Origin of the sequence: Nonomuraea sp. WAC 01424 (assembly GCF_003947315.1) — a bacterium.
GTDB classification, from domain to species: domain Bacteria; phylum Actinomycetota; class Actinomycetes; order Streptosporangiales; family Streptosporangiaceae; genus Nonomuraea; species Nonomuraea spiralis.
The window spans coordinates 27434-44552 of the sequence record NZ_QHHZ01000012.1; the positions used below are offsets into that span (position 1 = coordinate 27434).

18 protein-coding genes and 1 tRNA gene are annotated in these 17119 nt (G+C 71.0%); 6 read left to right on the plus strand and 13 right to left on the minus strand.

All coding sequences use genetic code 11. The annotated features are described in order from the left end of the window. Nucleotides 1-2: 2 nt before the first annotated feature. The gene (locus DMB42_RS55270) at nt 3-128 is read right to left on the minus strand and encodes a hypothetical protein (protein WP_260478047.1); all 126 of its coding nucleotides are present in this window, start codon (nt 126-128) and stop codon (nt 3-5) included. Between the two features lie 128 nt (nt 129-256). Between DMB42_RS55270 and DMB42_RS30760 the strand changes: the two genes are divergently transcribed. Next, nucleotides 257-967: a TetR/AcrR family transcriptional regulator C-terminal domain-containing protein gene (locus tag DMB42_RS30760; RefSeq protein ID WP_185844940.1), complete on the plus strand. Its 711-nt coding sequence runs from the start codon at nt 257-259 to the stop codon at nt 965-967. A gap of 96 nt (nt 968-1063) precedes the next feature. Beyond that, nucleotides 1064-1136, plus strand: a tRNA-Ala gene (locus DMB42_RS30765). 212 nt (nt 1137-1348) lie between these two features. On the opposite strand, the gene DMB42_RS30770 is transcribed toward DMB42_RS30765, so the two are convergent. Both DMB42_RS30770 and DMB42_RS30775 read right to left on the minus strand, forming a co-directional pair. Then, nucleotides 1349-2026 carry a response regulator transcription factor gene (locus DMB42_RS30770; RefSeq protein ID WP_125639398.1) on the minus strand — a complete coding sequence of 226 codons (678 nt, stop codon included), beginning with the start codon at nt 2024-2026 and terminating at the stop codon, nt 1349-1351. Continuing rightward, on the minus strand, nt 2023-3405 hold the full coding sequence (locus DMB42_RS30775; RefSeq protein ID WP_125639401.1) for a sensor histidine kinase: 1383 nt from the start codon (nt 3403-3405) through the stop codon (nt 2023-2025). Before DMB42_RS30775 ends, DMB42_RS30770 begins: the two co-directional genes overlap by 4 nt. Nucleotides 3406-3599: 194 nt before the next feature. Between DMB42_RS30775 and DMB42_RS30780 the strand changes: the two genes are divergently transcribed. Further along, nucleotides 3600-4892, plus strand: coding sequence for a lipase (locus DMB42_RS30780; protein ID WP_125639404.1), 1293 nt, complete (start codon nt 3600-3602; stop codon nt 4890-4892). A 61-nt stretch (nt 4893-4953) separates the two neighbouring features. Here DMB42_RS30780 and DMB42_RS30785 read toward each other — a convergent pair whose 3' ends face one another. The 4 genes from DMB42_RS30785 to DMB42_RS30800 all read right to left on the minus strand — a co-directional run bounded on the left by DMB42_RS30785 (nt 4954) and on the right by DMB42_RS30800 (nt 9478). Beyond that, entirely contained in the window at nt 4954-6012 is a 1059-nt protein-coding gene (locus DMB42_RS30785) for a glycosyltransferase family 2 protein (protein ID WP_125639407.1), read from the minus strand. 371 nt (nt 6013-6383) lie between these two features. Next, the gene (locus DMB42_RS30790; RefSeq protein WP_125639410.1) at nt 6384-6851 is read right to left on the minus strand and encodes a hemerythrin domain-containing protein; all 468 of its coding nucleotides are present in this window, start codon (nt 6849-6851) and stop codon (nt 6384-6386) included. Between the two features lie 180 nt (nt 6852-7031). After that, nucleotides 7032-8324: a PHB depolymerase family esterase gene (locus DMB42_RS30795; RefSeq protein WP_125639413.1), complete on the minus strand. Its 1293-nt coding sequence runs from the start codon at nt 8322-8324 to the stop codon at nt 7032-7034. A gap of 158 nt (nt 8325-8482) precedes the next feature. Further along, a complete protein-coding gene (locus tag DMB42_RS30800; protein ID WP_125639416.1) occupies nt 8483-9478 on the minus strand; it encodes a YafY family protein in 996 nt (331 codons plus the stop codon). Between the two features lie 46 nt (nt 9479-9524). Between DMB42_RS30800 and DMB42_RS30805 the strand changes: the two genes are divergently transcribed. Further along, nucleotides 9525-9980, plus strand: a complete 456-nt coding sequence (locus DMB42_RS30805; RefSeq protein ID WP_125639419.1) for a hypothetical protein — start codon at nt 9525-9527, stop codon at nt 9978-9980. On the opposite strand, the gene DMB42_RS53490 is transcribed toward DMB42_RS30805, so the two are convergent. From DMB42_RS53490 to DMB42_RS30825, 4 genes are all read right to left on the minus strand, one after another. Beyond that, on the minus strand, nt 9975-10118 hold the full coding sequence (locus tag DMB42_RS53490; RefSeq protein ID WP_185844941.1) for a hypothetical protein: 144 nt from the start codon (nt 10116-10118) through the stop codon (nt 9975-9977). The genes DMB42_RS30805 and DMB42_RS53490 overlap by 6 nt on opposite strands. A 219-nt stretch (nt 10119-10337) precedes the next feature. After that, entirely contained in the window at nt 10338-10835 is a 498-nt protein-coding gene (locus DMB42_RS53495) for a hypothetical protein (protein WP_185844942.1), read from the minus strand. A 35-nt stretch (nt 10836-10870) separates the two neighbouring features. After that, nucleotides 10871-12667: a Na+/H+ antiporter NhaA gene (gene nhaA, locus DMB42_RS30820; RefSeq protein WP_125639427.1), complete on the minus strand. Its 1797-nt coding sequence runs from the start codon at nt 12665-12667 to the stop codon at nt 10871-10873. Between the two features lie 112 nt (nt 12668-12779). After that, entirely contained in the window at nt 12780-14150 is a 1371-nt protein-coding gene (locus tag DMB42_RS30825; RefSeq protein ID WP_125639430.1) for a Dyp-type peroxidase, read from the minus strand. Between the two features lie 141 nt (nt 14151-14291). Between DMB42_RS30825 and DMB42_RS30830 the strand changes: the two genes are divergently transcribed. Together DMB42_RS30830 and DMB42_RS30835 are read left to right on the plus strand one after the other, a co-directional pair. Then, nucleotides 14292-14891, plus strand: coding sequence for a TetR/AcrR family transcriptional regulator (locus DMB42_RS30830; protein WP_125639433.1), 600 nt, complete (start codon nt 14292-14294; stop codon nt 14889-14891). 41 nt (nt 14892-14932) lie between these two features. Continuing rightward, the gene (locus tag DMB42_RS30835) at nt 14933-15313 is read left to right on the plus strand and encodes a hypothetical protein (RefSeq protein ID WP_125639435.1); all 381 of its coding nucleotides are present in this window, start codon (nt 14933-14935) and stop codon (nt 15311-15313) included. Here DMB42_RS30835 and DMB42_RS30840 read toward each other — a convergent pair. Together DMB42_RS30840 and DMB42_RS30845 are read right to left on the minus strand one after the other, a co-directional pair. Further along, a complete protein-coding gene (locus DMB42_RS30840; RefSeq protein WP_125639438.1) occupies nt 15289-15783 on the minus strand; it encodes a DUF523 domain-containing protein in 495 nt (164 codons plus the stop codon). The two genes, DMB42_RS30835 and DMB42_RS30840, sit on opposite strands and share 25 nt — an antisense overlap. Next, the gene (locus DMB42_RS30845; RefSeq protein ID WP_125639441.1) at nt 15753-17108 is read right to left on the minus strand and encodes a DHA2 family efflux MFS transporter permease subunit; all 1356 of its coding nucleotides are present in this window, start codon (nt 17106-17108) and stop codon (nt 15753-15755) included. Before DMB42_RS30845 ends, DMB42_RS30840 begins: the two co-directional genes overlap by 31 nt. Between the last annotated feature and the right edge of the window lie 11 nt (nt 17109-17119).

A 17119-nucleotide genomic window follows, 5' to 3' on the forward strand; every position in this document is an offset into this window, starting at 1 on the left:
GCTCAGGCCGGCTGCGCGGGGCGGCGAGCGTCCGGCCGGGTGTGGTCCGGCAAGGTGACGGCGCTCGCGGCCTTCTCCGTCATCCGTTTGATCAGGCTTTTGCCCGGCAGGTACGGCAACATCCGCATGAGCTGGTTCCGCCGCCAGATCTGTGATCGTCTGCCTGGCACGAGGTATTGTCGGCGCCTTTGGCCTGCTTCTGGCACACCTTGACGTACGGCCGCATCCGCCGCTCGTAGGCGGCGAAGGCGGCCCTGTGGTCGTCGGGGGCCGCGGCCAGCTCTTCGGTCAGCACGTACGCGCCGATCATCGCGAGGCCCGTGCCCATGCCGCCGGGGCCGGGGCCGGGGGCGTATCCGGCGTCGCTGACCAGCGCCACCCGGCCGGACGACAGCCGGCCAGAGGTAGAAGTCCTCGGCCTCCTCCATGGCGGCCAGCAGGGGCGGGACCTGCCAGCCCACTCCCCGGAACGCCGCCGCGCGGGTGGCGTCCTCAGCTTGAGCTGGAGCTCAGGCGGCTGTGGCGGGTGCACCGCCGTCATCCGTGGCTGGCGCAGGCGGTCTCGTTGAGCAGGCCCCAGCTCGTACGCAACGGCATGGCCCACACCGATCGCCTGCTGCGCGCGCTCGACGGGCTCGGCCTCGACGCCAACACGATGTTGCACGCCGTTGTGTTCCTCGTGAACTTCATCCGCGGCACCGCCGTCGCTCTGGAGGCGGAGATTCAGGCGCGTGCGAAGATCGGGGTGACCGACGACGAGTGGCTGAGCGAGCACGAGGCGGACATGGCGGAGCTGCTCGCCTCCGGGGCCTTTCCCACGCTGGCCAAGGTGGTCACGCGGCCTGAGGTGGACCTCGATCTGGAATCCGTCTTCGAGTTCGGGCTGCGCGGGCAGATCGACGCGCTGGCCGTGCTGGTGGCTCGGGCTAGGACTCGGGCTCGGGCTCGGGCTCGGGCTCGGGCGTAGGGGGAGTGGTGGCGGCGTTCGGGCGATTAGGTGAAAGGGTGCGGATGGCTATATGCTCTCGGAGCGCCGCAACGGGTGGACTCGTAGCGGTGACCAGGGGCTATGGCGCAGTTGGTAGCGCGCCTCCATGGCATGGAGGAGGTCTGGGGTTCGAATCCCCATAGCTCCACCCCTTTTGGCCCTCCACGTCCGTTCGGATGCGGGGGGCTTTTTCGTGCTCCGGGTCAGGAGAGTGGGCGGGTAACCGCACTTCCCGGCTCAGGAGGGCAGGCGCGCCCGCGCGTCCCCGTCCCTCGTCCCCGTCCCTCGGTCCCGGCCTCGACCCCAGTCCCGGCCCTCGCCCTCGGCCCCTGGGTCTCCGGTCGCCGGTGGGGGCGCGCGTCAGGAGGCGTGTGGGGGTGTCGGGCGGATGAGGCCGGTTTCGTAGGCGAAGACCACGACCTGGGCGCGGTCACGTAGGCCCAGCTTCAGGAGGACGCGGCTGAGGTGCGTCTTGACGGTGCCTTCCGCCAGGTGCATGGCCGTGGCCACCTCGGCGTTGGACAGGCCGCGACCCACTTGGATCAGGACCTCGCGTTCGCGGGTGGTCAGCTCCTCCAGTCGTTCGTCGCGTTCGGACGGGGCGGGCATGAGCTGGGGGGCGAACTTCTCCAGCAGGCGGCGTGCGATGCGCGGGGAAAGGGCGGCGTCGCCAGCCGCGACGTTGCGGATCGCGGTCAGCAGGTCTTCGGGGCGTGTGTTCTTCGGCAGGAAACCCGAGGCTCCGGCCTTCAGGCCGGCGAAGGCGTACTCGTCCAGGTCGAAGGTGGTCAGGATGAGCACCCGTGAATGGGGGGAATCTCTGACGATTCTGCGGGTGGCGGCTACACCGTCGAGGCCGGGCATGCGTACGTCCATCAGGATGACGTCGGGACGGAGGAGGCGGGCCATCCGGGCGGCCTCGTCGCCGTCGGCCGCTTCGCCGGCCACCTCCATGTCGGGCTCTGCTTCGAACACCATGCGGAAGGCCATGCGCAGGAGCGACTCGTCGTCGGCCAGCAGGAGCCGGATCTTCTTCATGCTCTGTTTCTGCTCGCGAGGTGGTTGCTGGGGGTGCCGTGGGGGTCGCCCTGAGGGACGTCGGTGAGGTCGGCATCGAAGTCGTCAACGAGGTTGGTGTCGGGGGTGGCGGCGAGAGTGTCGGTGAGGTTGAGGTTGGCCGCCACGCGCCAGCCGGTGTCGGGGAGGGGGCCGGCGTGGAGGGTTCCGCCGTAGGCGGCGACGCGCTCGCTCATCCCGGCCAGGCCCCGGCCCGAGGGGGTGCTCGGTGCGGTCTGGCCTCTTCTCGGAGGGTTGCTTGATGGGCGTCCGGGATGGAGGTGTTCTGGGGTGGTGGTTGGTGAGGGTTCGAGGTGGAGGTGTTCTGGGGTGGTGGTTGGTGGGGGTTCGGGGTGGGGGAGTCTCCTGGGGGTGCTTGGTGTGTTGGTGATTTCCAGGGTGGCGTGTTGTCGGGTCAGGTGGATCTTGACCTTGGCTGTGGCGCCGGGGGCGTGTTTGAGTACGTTCGTCAGGGATTCCTGGGTCAGGCGGTAGATGGTCAGCTGGGCGGCGGCGGGGACGGGCTTCGGGTCGCCGGTCACCTCCAGGCGGGTCGGCAGTCCGGCGGCGCGCATCCTCTCGGTCAGCGGGCCGAGCTGGGTGATCCCGGGTGCGGGACGTAGAGTGCTCGCCTGTTCGCCGGGGGCGAGGGTGCGGCGCATGTCGGCCAGGGCCTGCCGTCCTGTGGCCGCGATCTGTTCGACGGCGGCGGCCGCCCGGTCAGGCGCGCGGTGCCGTACGTATGCCGCGCTGTCGGCCAGTGCCACCATGACCGACAGGTTGTGGGTGACGATGTCGTGCACGTCCCGGGTCATCCTGGCGCGTTCCTCGGCCACGGCGAGCCGCGCCCGCTGCTCGCGATCGTGTTCCAGCGAGGTGACGTACGCACGCCTGGCACGCATCCACAGGCCGGTGGTGAGAGCGGCGGCGGCCATCGTGGTCAGCGTGGCCGCCGTGAACGGGAATCGACCTGGGGGCGCCCACCGTATGGCGGCCAGCAGCGCCCCTGCCTCCAGCGTGAGCCCGGCCGCCAGCGACCACCGCCAGGAGCGGCGCGCGGCGACCGTGTAGAGAGCCACCAGCAGCGCTGCGTCAGCGGGAAGCTGCACGTCGAGGAGCCACTGGATCGCGGCCGCCGCGGCGATCGCGCAGAACACCGCCATGGGTGCGCGCCGCCGCCACGCCAAAGGGGCCACCAGGGCGGCCTGAAGCACCAGCCGCTCCGGTCGGCCACTCGCCAGCACCTGGCCGGGGCCGAGCGTGGCGAGGAACAGTACGGTCGCCAGCAGCGCGTCGGCGGGTACGGGCGACCGGCGAGCCAGTGCTCCGAGGGCGGAGACCAGGCGGTCAGTTGTTTCCATGCTGGTCACCCGCTTTCATGCCGGTCACCCTAGTTGGACTGCTGGTCTGCGCCCCATCCTCCTTGAGGACGAACTTCCGGGCACATCAGACAGAAGTCTTACGCGTGGATCAGTCGTATGCCGCTGGCTCAGGTGGGTGTTGTGACGACAGCCTCTTCGGCAGACAACAATCCGCATCGCGCAAGGAGTTTCACATGCCCTTCTCGACCGTGATCGCCGGTGCCGTCGCCGGGCTGGCGTTGGCCGTGGCCGCAGCCCCCGCCACGCTCACCCCTTCCGCGCTCACCCATCCCGTGCCGACCGTGGGTGGTGTCGGGCACGCCGCGCCTGTGGCTGTTCGGGGTGTGTCGGCTGCGGAGCGGCTCGCGGTCACTCTTCCTGCGCCGACCGGGACGTATGCCGTCGGTACGGTTGCTGTGCGGCTGGTGGATCGATCGCGGCGGGATCCTCTGCTGACGTCGAAGCCCTATCGGGAGATGATGGTCAGCCTGTGGTATCCGGCGAAGGACGCCGGTCAGGCTTCGGCCGTCGCTCCGCAGATGGCGCCCTTGGCCGCGGCCGACTGGGATCGCCACTCCGGGCCGCCCATGGGCATCCCGAAGGGGGCGGTGGACTGGGCCGCCACCCGTACGCATGCTCGTGTCGGCGCGCCGGTGGACCCTCGGGCGGGGAAGCTGCCGGTCGTGCTCTTCGGCTCGGGGGACGGCGGCCCGCGTTCGCTCGGCACGGCCCTGGTCGAGGACCTGGCCGCCCGTGGCTATCTGGTCGTGACCGTGGACTTCACGTACGAGGCCGACCAGGTGGAGTTCCCGGGCGGCCGGGTCGTGCGGGCCCTGCCCCTGCCGGACAAGCTGACCCCGCAGGTCATCGCCAAGCTGCTGGTGCGGCATTCCCGGGCCCGCCTCGCGGACATGCGGTACGTCCTGGACCGGATCGCCGACCTGGGACGCGGTCGCGACCTCGGTGAGGACGCCGGACGGTTGCCCGCAGGGCTGCGCGGCGCGCCCGACCTGACCCGCGTGGGAGCGCTCGGCCAGTCGCTCGGCGGGTCGGTGGCCGCGCAGCTCGCCCACGACGACCCGCGTGTGGACGCCGGGGTCAATCTCGACGGCTCCTACACCGGTCCGGTGGCGAAGACGGGTGTCGCCAAGCCGTTCATGCAGGTCGCGGCCCAGGCGCACACGCGAGCGAACGAACCCACGTGGAAGTCCTTCTGGGACGCCTCCACCGGGTGGAAGCGGGAGTTGCGCTTCGCGGGCGCGGCGCACGGCTCGTTCACCGACCTTCAGGCGATGTTGCCGCAGATCGCGACCAAGCTGCCGAAGGTGCCTGTGGCCGATTTCGTCGGCACGATCGACCCCGCGCGGTCCGTGTCGGCGCAGCGGGCGTACATCGCGGCCTTCTTTGACCTGCACCTGAACGACAAGCCCACCCGGCTCTTCGACGCACCCGACCCCCGTCACCCCGACGTCAGCCTCATCCCCTGAGCCATCCCCTGAGCCACGGCCTGCCGGCGGATCCATGGGCCGCCTGTTCCGCCGCACGGCTTCAGCGGCCCTTCTCATAGACGGTGAGGCCCTGGGACAGGCGGAGGGGGACCAGGACGAGTTCCACGATCAGGGCCTTCCAGGCGTAGTAGAGGTTGACCGCCTTGTTCAGGTAGACGAACGGGAGGTTGAGCAGGACGCGGCCGGCGGGGAGACGGCGGCGTCTGGCCGCGTGGAGGAGCACGGGGACGGTGAGCAGGAGCTCGCCGCCGGTCCACCAGACCATCGTCCGGGCGACGGGCTCGTGGGCGGCGAAGGCGAGCCAGAGCGGGGTGGCCCACCACAGGGGAGCCAGCAGGATCTCCAGGAGGGCGATGAGGACCCAGGTGGCGAGCATGGGCTTGCGGGTGAGGAGGCGGGGGAGGTGGAGGCGGACGTTCTGCATGAAGCCCGCCATCCAGCGCCACACCTGTTTGCGTAGGTAGGTGAGGGTTTCGGGGTCGGCGGCCCAGGCCACGGCGTCGGAGACGTAGACCGCCTTGCGGCCTGCCACCTGCTGGCTCCACGTGAAGTCCATGTCTTCGACGATCGTGCGCTCGGGGAAGCCGCCGAAGGACGTCAGGACGTCGCGCCTGAAGACCGAGCAGCAGCCTGAGCAGACCATGGGACTGTCGGCGAGCTGCTGGATGGGACGGTGCCAGTGGAAGCCGAAGAGGTATTCGGTGGACCGGCCGCGTTCCCAGGGGGTGCGGGCGAAGCGGGTCTGGACGTTGCCGGCGGCCACGCCCACCTCGGGGTCGTCGAAGGTGGGTTTGATCCTTTCGATGTAGTCGGGGGCCAGGACCGTGTCGGCGTCGACGGCCAGGATCAGGTCGGTGTCGCAGTGGGGGAGGGCGTGGTTCTGGGCTCTGGCCTTGCTGCCCAGGTTGTGTGGCGGACGGAGGACGGTGACGCCGTCGAAGGAGGCGGCCACCTCGCCGGTGCGGTCGGTCGAGGCGTCGTCCACGACGATGATCTTCTCAGGGGGTGTCGTCTGGGCGGCCAGGGAGCGGAGGGTGGCGGGGAGGCCGTGCTCCTCGTTGTGGGCGGGGACGATGACCGTGAGGGTCGCGTGGCTCATCTGCGGCCCCGCAGCTTGAGGGCGACCATGGTGACCAGGCCTACCGTGGCGTAGATGATCAGGCTGAAACCCAGTGTGGGCGGGCCTCCGGGCATCTCGGCTCCTCTTTCGGGTGCTGTGGTGGGCACGAGGATGCCGGGCGGGGGTGGTGCGGGGAGGGGCCGAAACGCGTTCTGTGGATGAGGGAGGCCGACGGGCTTGGGCCTGTGGACAACTGAGGGGGAGGGCGGCCTCCAGGTGCTCGGGAGCGGGGGCTCGGGGGCAGTGAGGGAGGGCTCGGGGGAGTGCGGCTGGGGGTGCTCGGGGGTGAGGGCTGGGGGGTGTGCCCGAGGGGGAGGGCTGGGGGAGTTGGGCGGTTTGGTGAGGGGTGGTCAGGGGTTCAGGAAGGTGGGGGCGGTCCAGGTTGAGGGGGGTAGGGAGTCGAGGGCGGCGGCGATGCGCTTCTCCTCGTAGGTGAAGTGGGATTCGAGCAGGGCCGACAGGGTGTCCAGCTCGGTTCGTACGTCACGGTCGGGCGGGCTGTCGTCGCTCAGCAGGGTTTCCAGGCTGCGCATGAGGGCGGCCACCTGGACGTGGTCCCGGCGTAGCTCCTCCAGGACGGGACGCAGGTCGGGGAACTCGGCGGCGAGCACCGGGAACGCCGTGTCGTCCTCGCCCGTGTGGTGGGTGGTGAGGGCCGAGCAGAAGGTCAGGCAGTGGGTTCGCAGGTCGCGCAGGGAACCGCCGCTGCCGGCGGTGTCGCGCAGCCTGGCCAGCTCTTCGCGCAGGCGGATGTGTACGTCGATCAGCTGGTTGCCGAATGCCGCCAGACGGCGGGCCGGCTCGGGGGAAACGTTCATGGTTGTCCGATGTCACGGGCGCCTCCATGCCCACGACGGTCTCTTGGCCGGGTGCACTGCGACGCATCCGGGATCAGATCACGCTTTCGGCGCGGAATCAAACGTGAGGGCGTACACGAAGGGCCGAGCGAGGCTCGGCCCTTGCGAGGACTGCGGGACGGTGGGATGGCGGGACGGCGGTCAGGTGCAGGGGGAGCCGTTCAGGGTGAACGCGGTGGGCGAGGTGGTGGTGCCGGTGTGGGTGGCCTGGAAGCCGAACGACACCGACGCGCCCGGGGCGATCGCGGCGTTGTAGGCGACGTTCCTGGCGGTGACCTGGCCGGCGGCGGGGGAGATCGTGGCGTTCCACGCGGAGGTGACGGTCTGACCTGTGGGCAGCGTGAAGCCCAGAGCCCAGGAGGACAGGGCCGTGGCGCCGGTGTTGGTGATCGTGACGGCGGCGGTGAGGCCGGTGTTCCAGGCGTTCGTCGTGTAGGAGACGCGGCAGGCGCCCGGGTTCGTGGTCGGCGTGGGTGTGGGGGTCGGAGTCGGGGTGGGGGTCGGGGTGGAGGTGCCGGTCAGGCCGAGGAAGGTGATCGCGGCGGCGGCCATTCCGCTGGTCGGGAGGCTGTGTCCCACGCCCTGGACGCTGACCGCCTCGACCTGCGCGCTCGTTCCGGCGCTGCCGTACCTGGTCCGGGTCCAGCCGGGCTGGGGCTGGTCGGTGAGGGTGGGGGTCTGGCTCAGGCCGTGGACGTTCGTCCACTGCTTGATCTCCTCCTGGAAGTTCGGGTAGCGCAGCGTGGCGTCCTCGGTGCCGTGCCACACCTGCATGCGCGGGCGGGCGCCGGTGTAGCCGGGGTAGGCGGCGCGTACCAGGTCGCCCCATTGTTGCGGGGTCTTGACGAGCTGGCCGTTGGCGCACGCGCTGTTCCAGCTCGACCCGTCGGTGGTGGCGAAGCAGCCGAACGGCACGCCCATGAACGCCGCCCCCGCCTTGAACACGTCGGGATAGTCGCCCAGCAACACGTTCGTCATCATGGCGCCGGAGGAGGCGCCGGTCACGTACGTACGGGCGGGGTCGGCGGCGTAGCGCTGCTGCACGTACCTGACCATGGAGACGATGCCGACCGGGTCGCTGCCGCCGTCGTGCTTCAGCGCCTGCGGCGAGGAGACGTCGAAGCAGGCGCCGCTCCTGGTCGCCGAGGGGTAGATCACGATGAACTTGTAGCGGTCGGCGAGCGAGGCGAACTCCGTGCCGGAGTAGAAGGCGGGGCCGGAGCCGGTGCAGTAGTGCACGGCGACCAGCAGCGGCGGGCGGGCGCCGACGCCTTCGGGGACGTACAGGTGCATGCGCAGCCCTGTCGGGTTCGTGCCGAAGCCGGTCACCTCGGCGAGCTGGGCGGAGGCGGCAGGGGGAGCCGTGATCAGGCCCGCGACGGCGAGCGCGGCGACGGCGATCAGAGCGCCTGCTAGTCGAGCTCTCAGGTTCATCGGGTTCCTCTCGTTCGCCTGAAACATTGCGAGTATGAAGAGAAACTTTCGGGCTGACAATGGCCTCGATGCCTGCGGTGGGTTGACCTGGGCGGGGAGTGGGGTGGGTGATGAAAGTTTCGACGCGGACCGGCAGGCGCTCATGGCGGCCCGAGGTCCTACCGCGAGATGTCGCCGGAGGGCAGGGCGTAGCGGCGGGCCAATTCCGCCGCCGTCGCGCCCAGCGCGTCGCGCAGGAAGGCGGGAGACAACACCTCGACGTCGGTCCCCAGCCGCAGGAACTCGCCGAGCGCGTGCTCGCCCGACTCGATCGGCACGGTGACCCGCGTCCAGCCGTCCGCGTCCGGCGGCTCGGCGGTCTCCCGCGCCGCCGCCGCGACGCCGGGCGTCATGAGGTCGGGCAGGCGTTCCAGACCGCGCGGCGACAGCCGGACCACCGCCTCGCCGCGCCGCAGCCGGGCCTCGAACTCGGCGAGATAGCCCTGCCAGTACGCCGCCAGGGAGAAGCCCTCGGGCCGGTCGAACGTACCGGGGAGGGCGTGCAGGTCGAGGATCTGGGAGACGCGGTAGGTGCGTACGTGCTCGCCGCAGCGCGCCACCAGGTACCACCGGCCCGCCTTCACCACCAGCCCGTACGGCTCCAGCAGCCGTTCCACCTCCTGCGGCGCCTTCCACCGCCGGTACCTGACCTGGACGGGCCGTTCGTTCCACACCGCGTCGGCCACCGCGGGCAGGTAGGTGACCGGCTCGGCGTCCCGGTACCAGGAGGGCGCGTCGAGATGGAAACGTTCCTGGATGCGGCCCGCGCGGTCGCGCAGCTCGACGGGGAGCGCGGCCATCAGCTTGAGCTGGGCGGCCGTCACGACCGCGCCGAGTCCGAGCTCGGCCGCCGGGCCCGGCAGCCCGGCCAGGAACAACGACTCGGCCTCGTCACTGGTCAGCCCGGTGAGCCGGGTGCGGTAGCCGTCGAGGAGCTGGTAGCCGCCGTTGGGCCCGGCGTCGCCGTAGAGCGGGATGCCGGCCGCGTGCAGGGACTCCATGTCGCGGTAGATGGTGCGTACGGAGACCTCAAGGCGTTGGGCCAGGTCGTGGGCCGTCATGCGCCCGCGCGTCTGGAGCAGCAGCAGGATCGAGACCAGGCGGGAGGCGCGCACGGTCACTGACACTACATGTCAGTGACCCCGTCGTACGTTCGCCCGCATGAACGACTTCGATTTCCTCGCCGGCACCTGGGACGTCGTGAACCGCAGGCTCGTCAAGCCGCTGTCCGGCAGCGACGAATGGGACGAGTTCCCCGGCCGGTCGGTCGCGACCCGGCACTTCGACGGCGCGGCCAGCTTCGACGAGATCACCTTCCCGACCAAGGGGCGGCACGGGCTGACCGTACGCGTGTACCACCCGGGGACGCGGCAGTGGTCGATCTACTGGGGCAGCAGCGCGAGCGGCACGCTGGACACCCGTCCGATGGTGGGCGGCTTCACCGGGGACCGGGGAGAGTTCCACGGCGAGGAGACCCACGAGGGCCGGCCGGTGCGCTGCCGGTTCGTCTGGACCGTCATCGGCGTCGACCGCGCCCGGTGGGAGCAGGCCTTCTCCGTGGACGAGGGCGAGACCTGGGAGACCAACTGGACGATGGACTTCACCCGGACCTCATGACGCCTGGCCGCGCACCCACAGGACGGTCGCCACGGCCACCGCCGCGACCAGCAGCAACAACCCGCCCACGAGGACCACCCACCACCAGGCCGACTTCGGCGGCGGCCGGGTCTCGTACAGGGGCACGTCGGGGAGCATGTCCGGGGTGTAGGGCAGACGCTGGGTGTAGGGCGCTTCCGGGGGACCCTGCGGGGGCGGGGGAAGCTGCTCGGGATGGGGGAGGCGATGTCTGACTGTCTGGTTCGGATCCGGCTCCTGCGGCTCTCGCTTCATGATCCCCTCAGACGTGGCGCTGGAGGTGGGTTACGCCGACATTGTCATACTTGCCGGTGATTCGCCGTCCAGACGTGCTGAGGCTCAGTAACCGCTCTGGCCGCCGCCGTACGGGGGCTGCGGCGGCGCCTGCCACCCCGGCTGCTGCCCAGGCTGGCCGGGCTGGCCGGGCTGGCCGGGCTGGGGGCCGGGCTGCTGGTAGGGCTGCTGCCAGCCGGTCCCCTGCGGCTGGACGTGCTGGACGTGCTGGGCCTGCGGGGACGCGGCGCGGCGCGCGATGACGGCCCAGATCAGCAGTCCGGTGCCGGCCAGGTGCACGAGCGAGGACACGAGGTACAGGATCGGCAGGATGCCCAGCAGCCGGGGGCCGAACGAGTCGTACAGAGAAGCCGTCAGCAGGCTCAGCACGAGATTGAACAGCGTGGCGAGCAGGAGCAGGCCGCAGCCCGACATCCCGAGCGTGGCCGCGCGGCCGATGTGCCGCCGGTTCATCCCGATGAGGACGATGCCCACGACGAGAACCAGGGCGATCAGGATGCCGGGGAGAAGGCTCGTGAGCACGGACACGGACACTGAACTCATGGGGAGACTCCAGCCAGAAGGGGACTCGGGCGACGTTACGGGGATCCGCGCAGTTCTTCCACCGCGCGGCTGATCGACTGCAGGTCCAGGCCGCCCTTGTAGCGGCGGCCGTTCAGGAACAGGGTGGGGGTGCCGCGTACGCCGCTCTCCTTGCCGGACGCCTCGTCGAGCGCGATGCGGGAGGTGTGCCCGGCCACGTCCTCCCAGGGGGAGACGTCGAGTTCGGCGGCGTAGTGTTCGAGGTCGGCGTCGGTGAGGAAACGCTGGTTGTCGTAGAGGATGGCGTGCATCTCCCAGAAGCGGCCCTGGTCGGCGGCGGCCTCGGAGACGATCGCGGCGGACGTGGCCCGGGGATGCAACGTACGGATCGGGAAATGCCGGAAGACCAGGCGTACGTCCGGGTTCTTTCGCAGGATCTCCTCCAGGATCGGGTGCAGCCGTCCGCAGTACGGGCACTCGAAGTCGCCGTACTCGACGATCGTCACCTTCGCCGAGGCCGGACCCCGTACGTGGTCGTCCGGACCGACCGGGACGGACAGCACGTCGGGCAGTTCCTCGTCGGGCTCTGCCTCGGGCGGCGCGCAGACGCCGCCCCGGTCCCAGGCCAGCCGGAAGATCACCCACCCCAGCGCGGCGGACAGCAGCGACCCGGCCAGGATGCCGATCTTCGCCTGGCTGTGGATCGCCGGGTCCTCGAAGGCCAGGTCGACGATGAACAGCGCGACCGTGAACCCGATCCCCGAGACCGCCGCGCCGCCCAGCAACTGGCCCCACACCAGGTTGCCGGGCAGGATGCCCCACCCGAACCGCAGGGGCAGCCACGTGCCGAGCGAGATCCCGGCGAACTTCCCGATCAGCAGCCCCAGCACGACGCCGAGCGTGACCGGCGAGGTCATCGCCGCCCGCAGGGACTCGCCGTCGAGCCGCACCCCGGCGTTGGCCAGCGCGAACACCGGCACGATCACGTAGCTGCTCCAGGGGTGCAGGCGGAGCTGGAGCCGTTCGTTGACCGAGACGGCACGCTGCACCCGCCGGGTGGCCTCCCTGGCCGCCCGCGCGCTCGGCTCGGTGGTGAACTCCTGGACGGCCTCGCCCGCCAGCAGCAGCTTCTGGTCGCTGGGGGCGTAGACGAAGACGAGGATGCCGAGCGCGATGCCGACGAGCGTCGGATGGATGCCGCTCTCCAGCGTCGCGACCCACAACCCGAACCCGAGCGCGATGTACGCCGGCGCCCGCCAGATCTTCAGCCAGCGCAGCAGCACGATGGCCGCCAGCAGCACGGCGGCCACGACGAGCGCGGTGACCTGGAGGCTGGCCGTGTAGAAGATCGCGATGATCATGATGGCCAGCACGTCGTCCACGATGGCCAGCGTCAGCAGGAACGCCCGCAGCGGATCGGGGCAGCGCGCGCCCACGTCGGCCAGCACGCCCAGCACGAACGCGGTGTCGGTGGCGATGGGCACGCCCCACCCGCCCGCGCCCGGCCCGCCGAAGTTGAGCGCGAGATAGACGCCGGCGGGCACGAGCATCCCGCCGAAGGCGGCCACGGCCGGCACGGCGATCAGCCGGCGGTCCCTGAGCTGCCCGAGCCGCACCTCGTAGGAGACCTCCAGGCCGATCAGGAAGAAGAACACGGTCATGAGGCCGTCGTTGACCCAGTGGCGCAGGTCGAGGGAGAACTGCGCGTCGCCGAACGACAGGCCCATGCGCAGGTGCCAGAACGCCTCGTAGGTGTCGGCCCATGGCGAGTTGGCCCAGACCATGGCCAGGACGGTGGCCACGAGCAGCACGCTCGTGCTGCCCGCCTCGGTCCTGAAGAACGCCCGCAACATCGTCAGATCTCCCCCCGGAGATCCGATCTTAGAACCCCGCCCTGATCGCGCCCGGGGCCCCGCCCTCGTGAGGCGGCCGGCGGGGGCGGGCGTGCCGCCCCCGCCGGGCGGCCTACAGGTTGCGGAGGTAGGCCAGCGAGGGGGCGAAGAAGTACTCGCCGCCCTTCATCGTGATCGTCTGGGCGACCTGGGCCTGCGGGCCCGACTGCTCGTCGCGGCCCCAGACCTTCGGCCAGGTCACCTTGACGTCGCGGGCTCCCTGCCCGATGACCGGGTCGTGGCCGGTCGCCGGGTTCTGGAAGTCCGCGTTGTTCGCCCAGCTCTGCTGGGTGAACTCGAACTGGGCGAGCAGGCTGCTGTTGAACGCCATGAACAGCAGGCCGACCTCACCGCTCGGGCGGGTGTGGGGCGGGGAGTCGTCCCACGGGTCGTCCGCGCGTTCCCCGTACGTCTGGCCCCGGCGGGCCATGAGGACCTCGCGGCCGAACGATCGCGGGTTCGTCTTCCTGATGTGCCCGCTGAAGGGGCACTTCGCGCCCGAATCGTCGTCGAAGGTGAAGTCGTTGGACACCGGGCCCCCGCCCGGCTTCGGCTTGAGCGTGACCGGGGTGCCGTCCTTGAAGCGGCCGATGAGCATGGCGCCCGCCCGGTCGCGGTCGGCGCCGACCAGGCCGAGGTTGTCGGCCAGGTCCTGCTCGATCTCCTTGAACGCCCGGACGTTCTGCTCCAGCTTCCTGAAGACCAGGTAGCTGCCGAAATGCCGCTCGGGGTGCGGCGCGAAGGGGTCGGCGACCAGGATGTTGGAGAGCGGGAAGGCGGGGTCCCAGTGCTCCTTCGGTTCCTTGTCCACCTCGTCCTTCACGAACAGCGGCTGGCTGCGGCCGTCCACGTACCCGAAGTGCTCGATGCCCTCGCCGGCCGGGTTGTGAATGCCGGCGCCGGTCTCCTCGCCGAGCAGTCGCGCGCTGGCGGGCAGCTCGCCCAGGATCTCCTCACGCAGCTCCTCGACGCGCTCGCGCCGGGCGTCGCCGATGAGGATGACGGCGTGGATCTCCCGCTGGTAGGTGGGCTCCCATTCGTCCACCGGCGGGTCGTTCACCTCGGCGACGCGCCGCTTCATGCCGTCGCGGAACACCTTGTCGCCGAACTTGCGCACGTCCTCGACCGAGTGGCCGAGGTCGCGGTAGCCGGCCTTGCTGATGCCGACGCCGACGTACGGGGTGCCGCCCCGGCCGTTCGCGGCGAACTCGCGCACCTCCTGAAGGTGCCTGCGCGCCGACTTCATCCTTGTGACGGCGATGTGCCGCAGGAACGCCTTTCCCGCGACGACGTCGTTGAACCTGACGAACAGCACGGACAGGTGCTCGCGCACGTGGGCGCGGAGAATATTGGGCTGGAGATTGTCCAGCATCTCCTTGGTGTCCGCGTCGAGCTTGGCCGATTCCCAGGCCAGAGGTTGTGCGTTGTTCAGGTCGACAGTCATTGTCGCCGAATCCTTTCCCCGTTTCGAAATGAATCGGGCCCCCTGCACCCTGTACGACTCCCGGGAATGTGAAAAAGTTTCCGGCTGATCAGGCCAGTTCGATTTCCCGTTCAATCCCGGCGGACCGTACATAATGACCGGGTGAAGAATCGAGGCTGGGGGCGTTCCAGCGGCACCCGTGACACGCTGCTGCGCGCGGCCCGCGAGGTCTTCCTGGCCAAGGGGTATGGCGAGGCCACGGTCGCCGACATCGTCGAGACGTCGGGCATCAGCGTGGGCAGCCTGTATCACCATTTCGGCGGCAAACCGGGCTTGTTCCTCGCCCTTTGGGAGCAGTTCATGCGCGACCAGGAGGAACGTACCTCCCGGGCGGCCAAGGCCACCGCGGGTGCGGGCGAGGAACGTTTCCTGGCCGGTGCCCGCGCCTATCTGGAAGGCTCGTGGGAGCAGCGCGACGTGGCCCGGCTGTTCCTGGAGAACGACGGCCCGGCCGAGTTCACGACGTTGCGCAGGCAGCGCGGCTGGGAGTGGATCGGCGGCAACAAACGCCTGCTCGGCCTCGCGGACACGCCGCAGAGCCACGTGCTCGTCGTCCTGCTGACCACGGTGATGGGCGAGGCCGGGCGCGAGGTGGCGGCCTGCGAGTCCGACGTGGACGCCAAGGTGACGATCGACGAGGTGATCCGGATCGTCCGGCGCATGCTGGCTACCCCAGGCGGCGTACCGCGGCCGTCTCCCTGAGGACGATTACGCCGGCCCGCCGCGATGCGAGCGTTGACCCCATGGACGCACTGCGCAAAGCCCTCGGCGCGCTCTCGCTGGTCTACGCGCTGATCTTCTTCGGGGCCGCGCTGCTGCACGCGGGCACCCCGGCCGGCCCGTTGACCCAGCCGGCCATCGTGCCCGCGGTGATCGTCGAGACGCTGTGCGCCGTGGGCCTGCTCGCCGGCGGCTACGGCGCGCTGTCCCGCCGCCCGTGGGCGTGGGACGGCCTGATCCGCGCCCACGCCGGAGCGCTGGGCGGCGTGCTGATCGGGATCCTGGCGCTGGCCCTGCGGCCGTCGGCGGCCACGGCCCTGACCACCTGGTTCCACGACACGATGGCGATCCTGCTGGCCGGGGGCCTGGCCGCCGCCTTCTACGCCTCCAGATCGCGCAGGTAGTCGGCCGCGCCGGGGATCTGCTCCTCGCTGAACACGCGGATGCCGTGCGCTTCGAGCAGGGCGGTGGTCACCCCCCGGCCGGCCACCCGCCGGCCGCCGAACGTGCCGTCGTAGACCGCCAGCGCCCCGCACGAGGGGCTGCCCTCCTTGAGCACGGCCAGCCGGATCCCGGCCGATCGCGCGGTCTCCAGCGCGGCCCGCGCGCCCGCCACGAACTCGGCCGTCACGTCGGACCCGTCGCTCGCCAGCACGCGCGCGGCGCCGGAGAGCACGGCCGCCCCGCCCGCGCCGCCCTCGATCTCGGCCGCCGGACGCGGCACGGGCAGCCCGCCCGTCACCTCGGGACAGACCACCACCAGCCGCCCCTCCTCCCGCCAGCCCGCGAGCACGGCGTCGGCGCTGGTCTTCGCGCCGCCGTCGTAGCGGACCCGGCGGCCCATCAGGCAGGCGCTGACGAGGATTCTCTGCATGTCCCCGATCCTATGAGCGCGATCGGTACCAACGAGACGGCCGCCAGCACGACCGCGCAGCCGAACGCGTACGCGAACGGCCGCTCCACCCCCGCCCTGGTGACCACCTGCAACACCACGGTCAGCAGCGCGACGCCGAACGGCGCGGCCAGGCGTACGGCGATCGTGCTCAGCACGGTCGCGGCCGGGACGGCGGCGCGCTCCAGCGTGGTGAACGCCGCCGCCATCACCGAGGTCGCCACCAGCCCGTGCCCCAGCCCCAGCACGAACACCGGCACGAACCCGCCGAAGAGCGCGAACGCCGCGATCCCGAGCACGGCGACGAGCACGCCCGCCGCGCCGACGCCGCGCGGCCCCCTGCTGTCGGTGAGCCTGCCCGCCAGGGGCATGGTGATCGCCGCGCCGACCCCCATGGGCGCCAGCAGCAGCCCGGCGTCCAGCGCGCCGCCGCCCTCGGCGAGCTGGCTGTAGAGCGGTACGAGCACGGTCACGCCGAACATCGCCGCCGAGTAGCAGACCATCGCGACCACCGCCGAGGTGAACGTGCGGTTGCCGAACAGCCGCAGGTCCACCAGGCCGTCCGGCCGTCGCAGCGCCCGCACCGCGAACGCGGCCACCAGCGCCAGGCCCACCCACAGCGCCGGACGCAGCAGGGAGGCGCCGTCGCCCACCTCGCCCAGGCCGTGGACGAGGGCGGCCAGGCCGGGGGAGAGCAGCGCGAGCCCGGCCACGTCGAGCCGCCTGGGGGCCGCGCCCGGCTCGCGTGGCACCAGCACCAGCGCGGCCACCAGCGCCGCCGCCCCGACCGGCAGGTTCACCAGGAACATCCAGCGCCAGCCGAGCCCCTCCACGATCGCCCCGCCGAGCACCGGCCCGAGGACGGGCGCCAGCATCGCGGGTACGGAGATCATCGCCATCGCGCGGCCCATCCGCTCCCGGCCCGCCGCCTGGGCCAGCATCGTCTGCCCCACAGGCAGGAGCAGGCCGCCGCCCAGCCCCTGGAGCGCGCGGAAGGCGATCAGGTTGCCGATCGACCAGGAGGCGGCGGCGAGCGCCGACCCGGCCGCGAACAGCACGAGCGAGACCAGCCAGACCCGGCGCGCGCCGAAGCGGCCGACCGCCCAGCCGGTGACCGGCACGGTCATCGCCAGGGCCAGCAGGTAGCCGGTCACGACCCACTGCATGGTGGCGGGGGTCGCGCCGAAGTCGCGGGACAGGGTGCCGAGCGCGACGTTGACGATCGTGGTGTCGAGCATCGTCATGACCACGCCCAGCAGCACGACCAGGCCTGTCGCCCGGAAGGAGTTTCGTACACCGTATCGCATGTCGTACAGCG

What these genes read in the sequence shown, in the direction of transcription:
- DMB42_RS30805 (WP_125639419.1), top strand. Translation starts at nt 9,525, where the DNA reads ATGAACGACTTCGATTTCCTCGCCGGCACCTGGGACGTCGTGAACCGC.
- DMB42_RS55270 (WP_260478047.1), bottom strand. Translation starts at nt 128, where the DNA reads ATGCGGATGTTGCCGTACCTGCCGGGCAAAAGCCTGATCAAACGGATG.
- DMB42_RS53490 (WP_185844941.1), bottom strand. Translation starts at nt 10,118, where the DNA reads ATGCTCCCCGACGTGCCCCTGTACGAGACCCGGCCGCCGCCGAAGTCG.
- DMB42_RS30835 (WP_125639435.1), top strand. Translation starts at nt 14,933, where the DNA reads ATGGACGCACTGCGCAAAGCCCTCGGCGCGCTCTCGCTGGTCTACGCG.
- DMB42_RS30795 (WP_125639413.1), bottom strand. Translation starts at nt 8,324, where the DNA reads ATGAACCTGAGAGCTCGACTAGCAGGCGCTCTGATCGCCGTCGCCGCG.
- DMB42_RS30840 (WP_125639438.1), bottom strand. Translation starts at nt 15,783, where the DNA reads ATGCAGAGAATCCTCGTCAGCGCCTGCCTGATGGGCCGCCGGGTCCGC.
- DMB42_RS30780 (WP_125639404.1), top strand. Translation starts at nt 3,600, where the DNA reads ATGCCCTTCTCGACCGTGATCGCCGGTGCCGTCGCCGGGCTGGCGTTG.
- DMB42_RS30825 (WP_125639430.1), bottom strand. Translation starts at nt 14,150, where the DNA reads ATGACTGTCGACCTGAACAACGCACAACCTCTGGCCTGGGAATCGGCC.
- DMB42_RS30790 (WP_125639410.1), bottom strand. Translation starts at nt 6,851, where the DNA reads ATGAACGTTTCCCCCGAGCCGGCCCGCCGTCTGGCGGCATTCGGCAAC.
- DMB42_RS30845 (WP_125639441.1), bottom strand. Translation starts at nt 17,108, where the DNA reads ATGCGATACGGTGTACGAAACTCCTTCCGGGCGACAGGCCTGGTCGTG.
- DMB42_RS30785 (WP_125639407.1), bottom strand. Translation starts at nt 6,012, where the DNA reads ATGAGCCACGCGACCCTCACGGTCATCGTCCCCGCCCACAACGAGGAG.
- DMB42_RS30775 (WP_125639401.1), bottom strand. Translation starts at nt 3,405, where the DNA reads ATGGAAACAACTGACCGCCTGGTCTCCGCCCTCGGAGCACTGGCTCGC.
- DMB42_RS53495 (WP_185844942.1), bottom strand. Translation starts at nt 10,835, where the DNA reads ATGAGTTCAGTGTCCGTGTCCGTGCTCACGAGCCTTCTCCCCGGCATC.
- DMB42_RS30770 (WP_125639398.1), bottom strand. Translation starts at nt 2,026, where the DNA reads ATGAAGAAGATCCGGCTCCTGCTGGCCGACGACGAGTCGCTCCTGCGC.
- nhaA (WP_125639427.1), bottom strand. Translation starts at nt 12,667, where the DNA reads ATGTTGCGGGCGTTCTTCAGGACCGAGGCGGGCAGCACGAGCGTGCTG.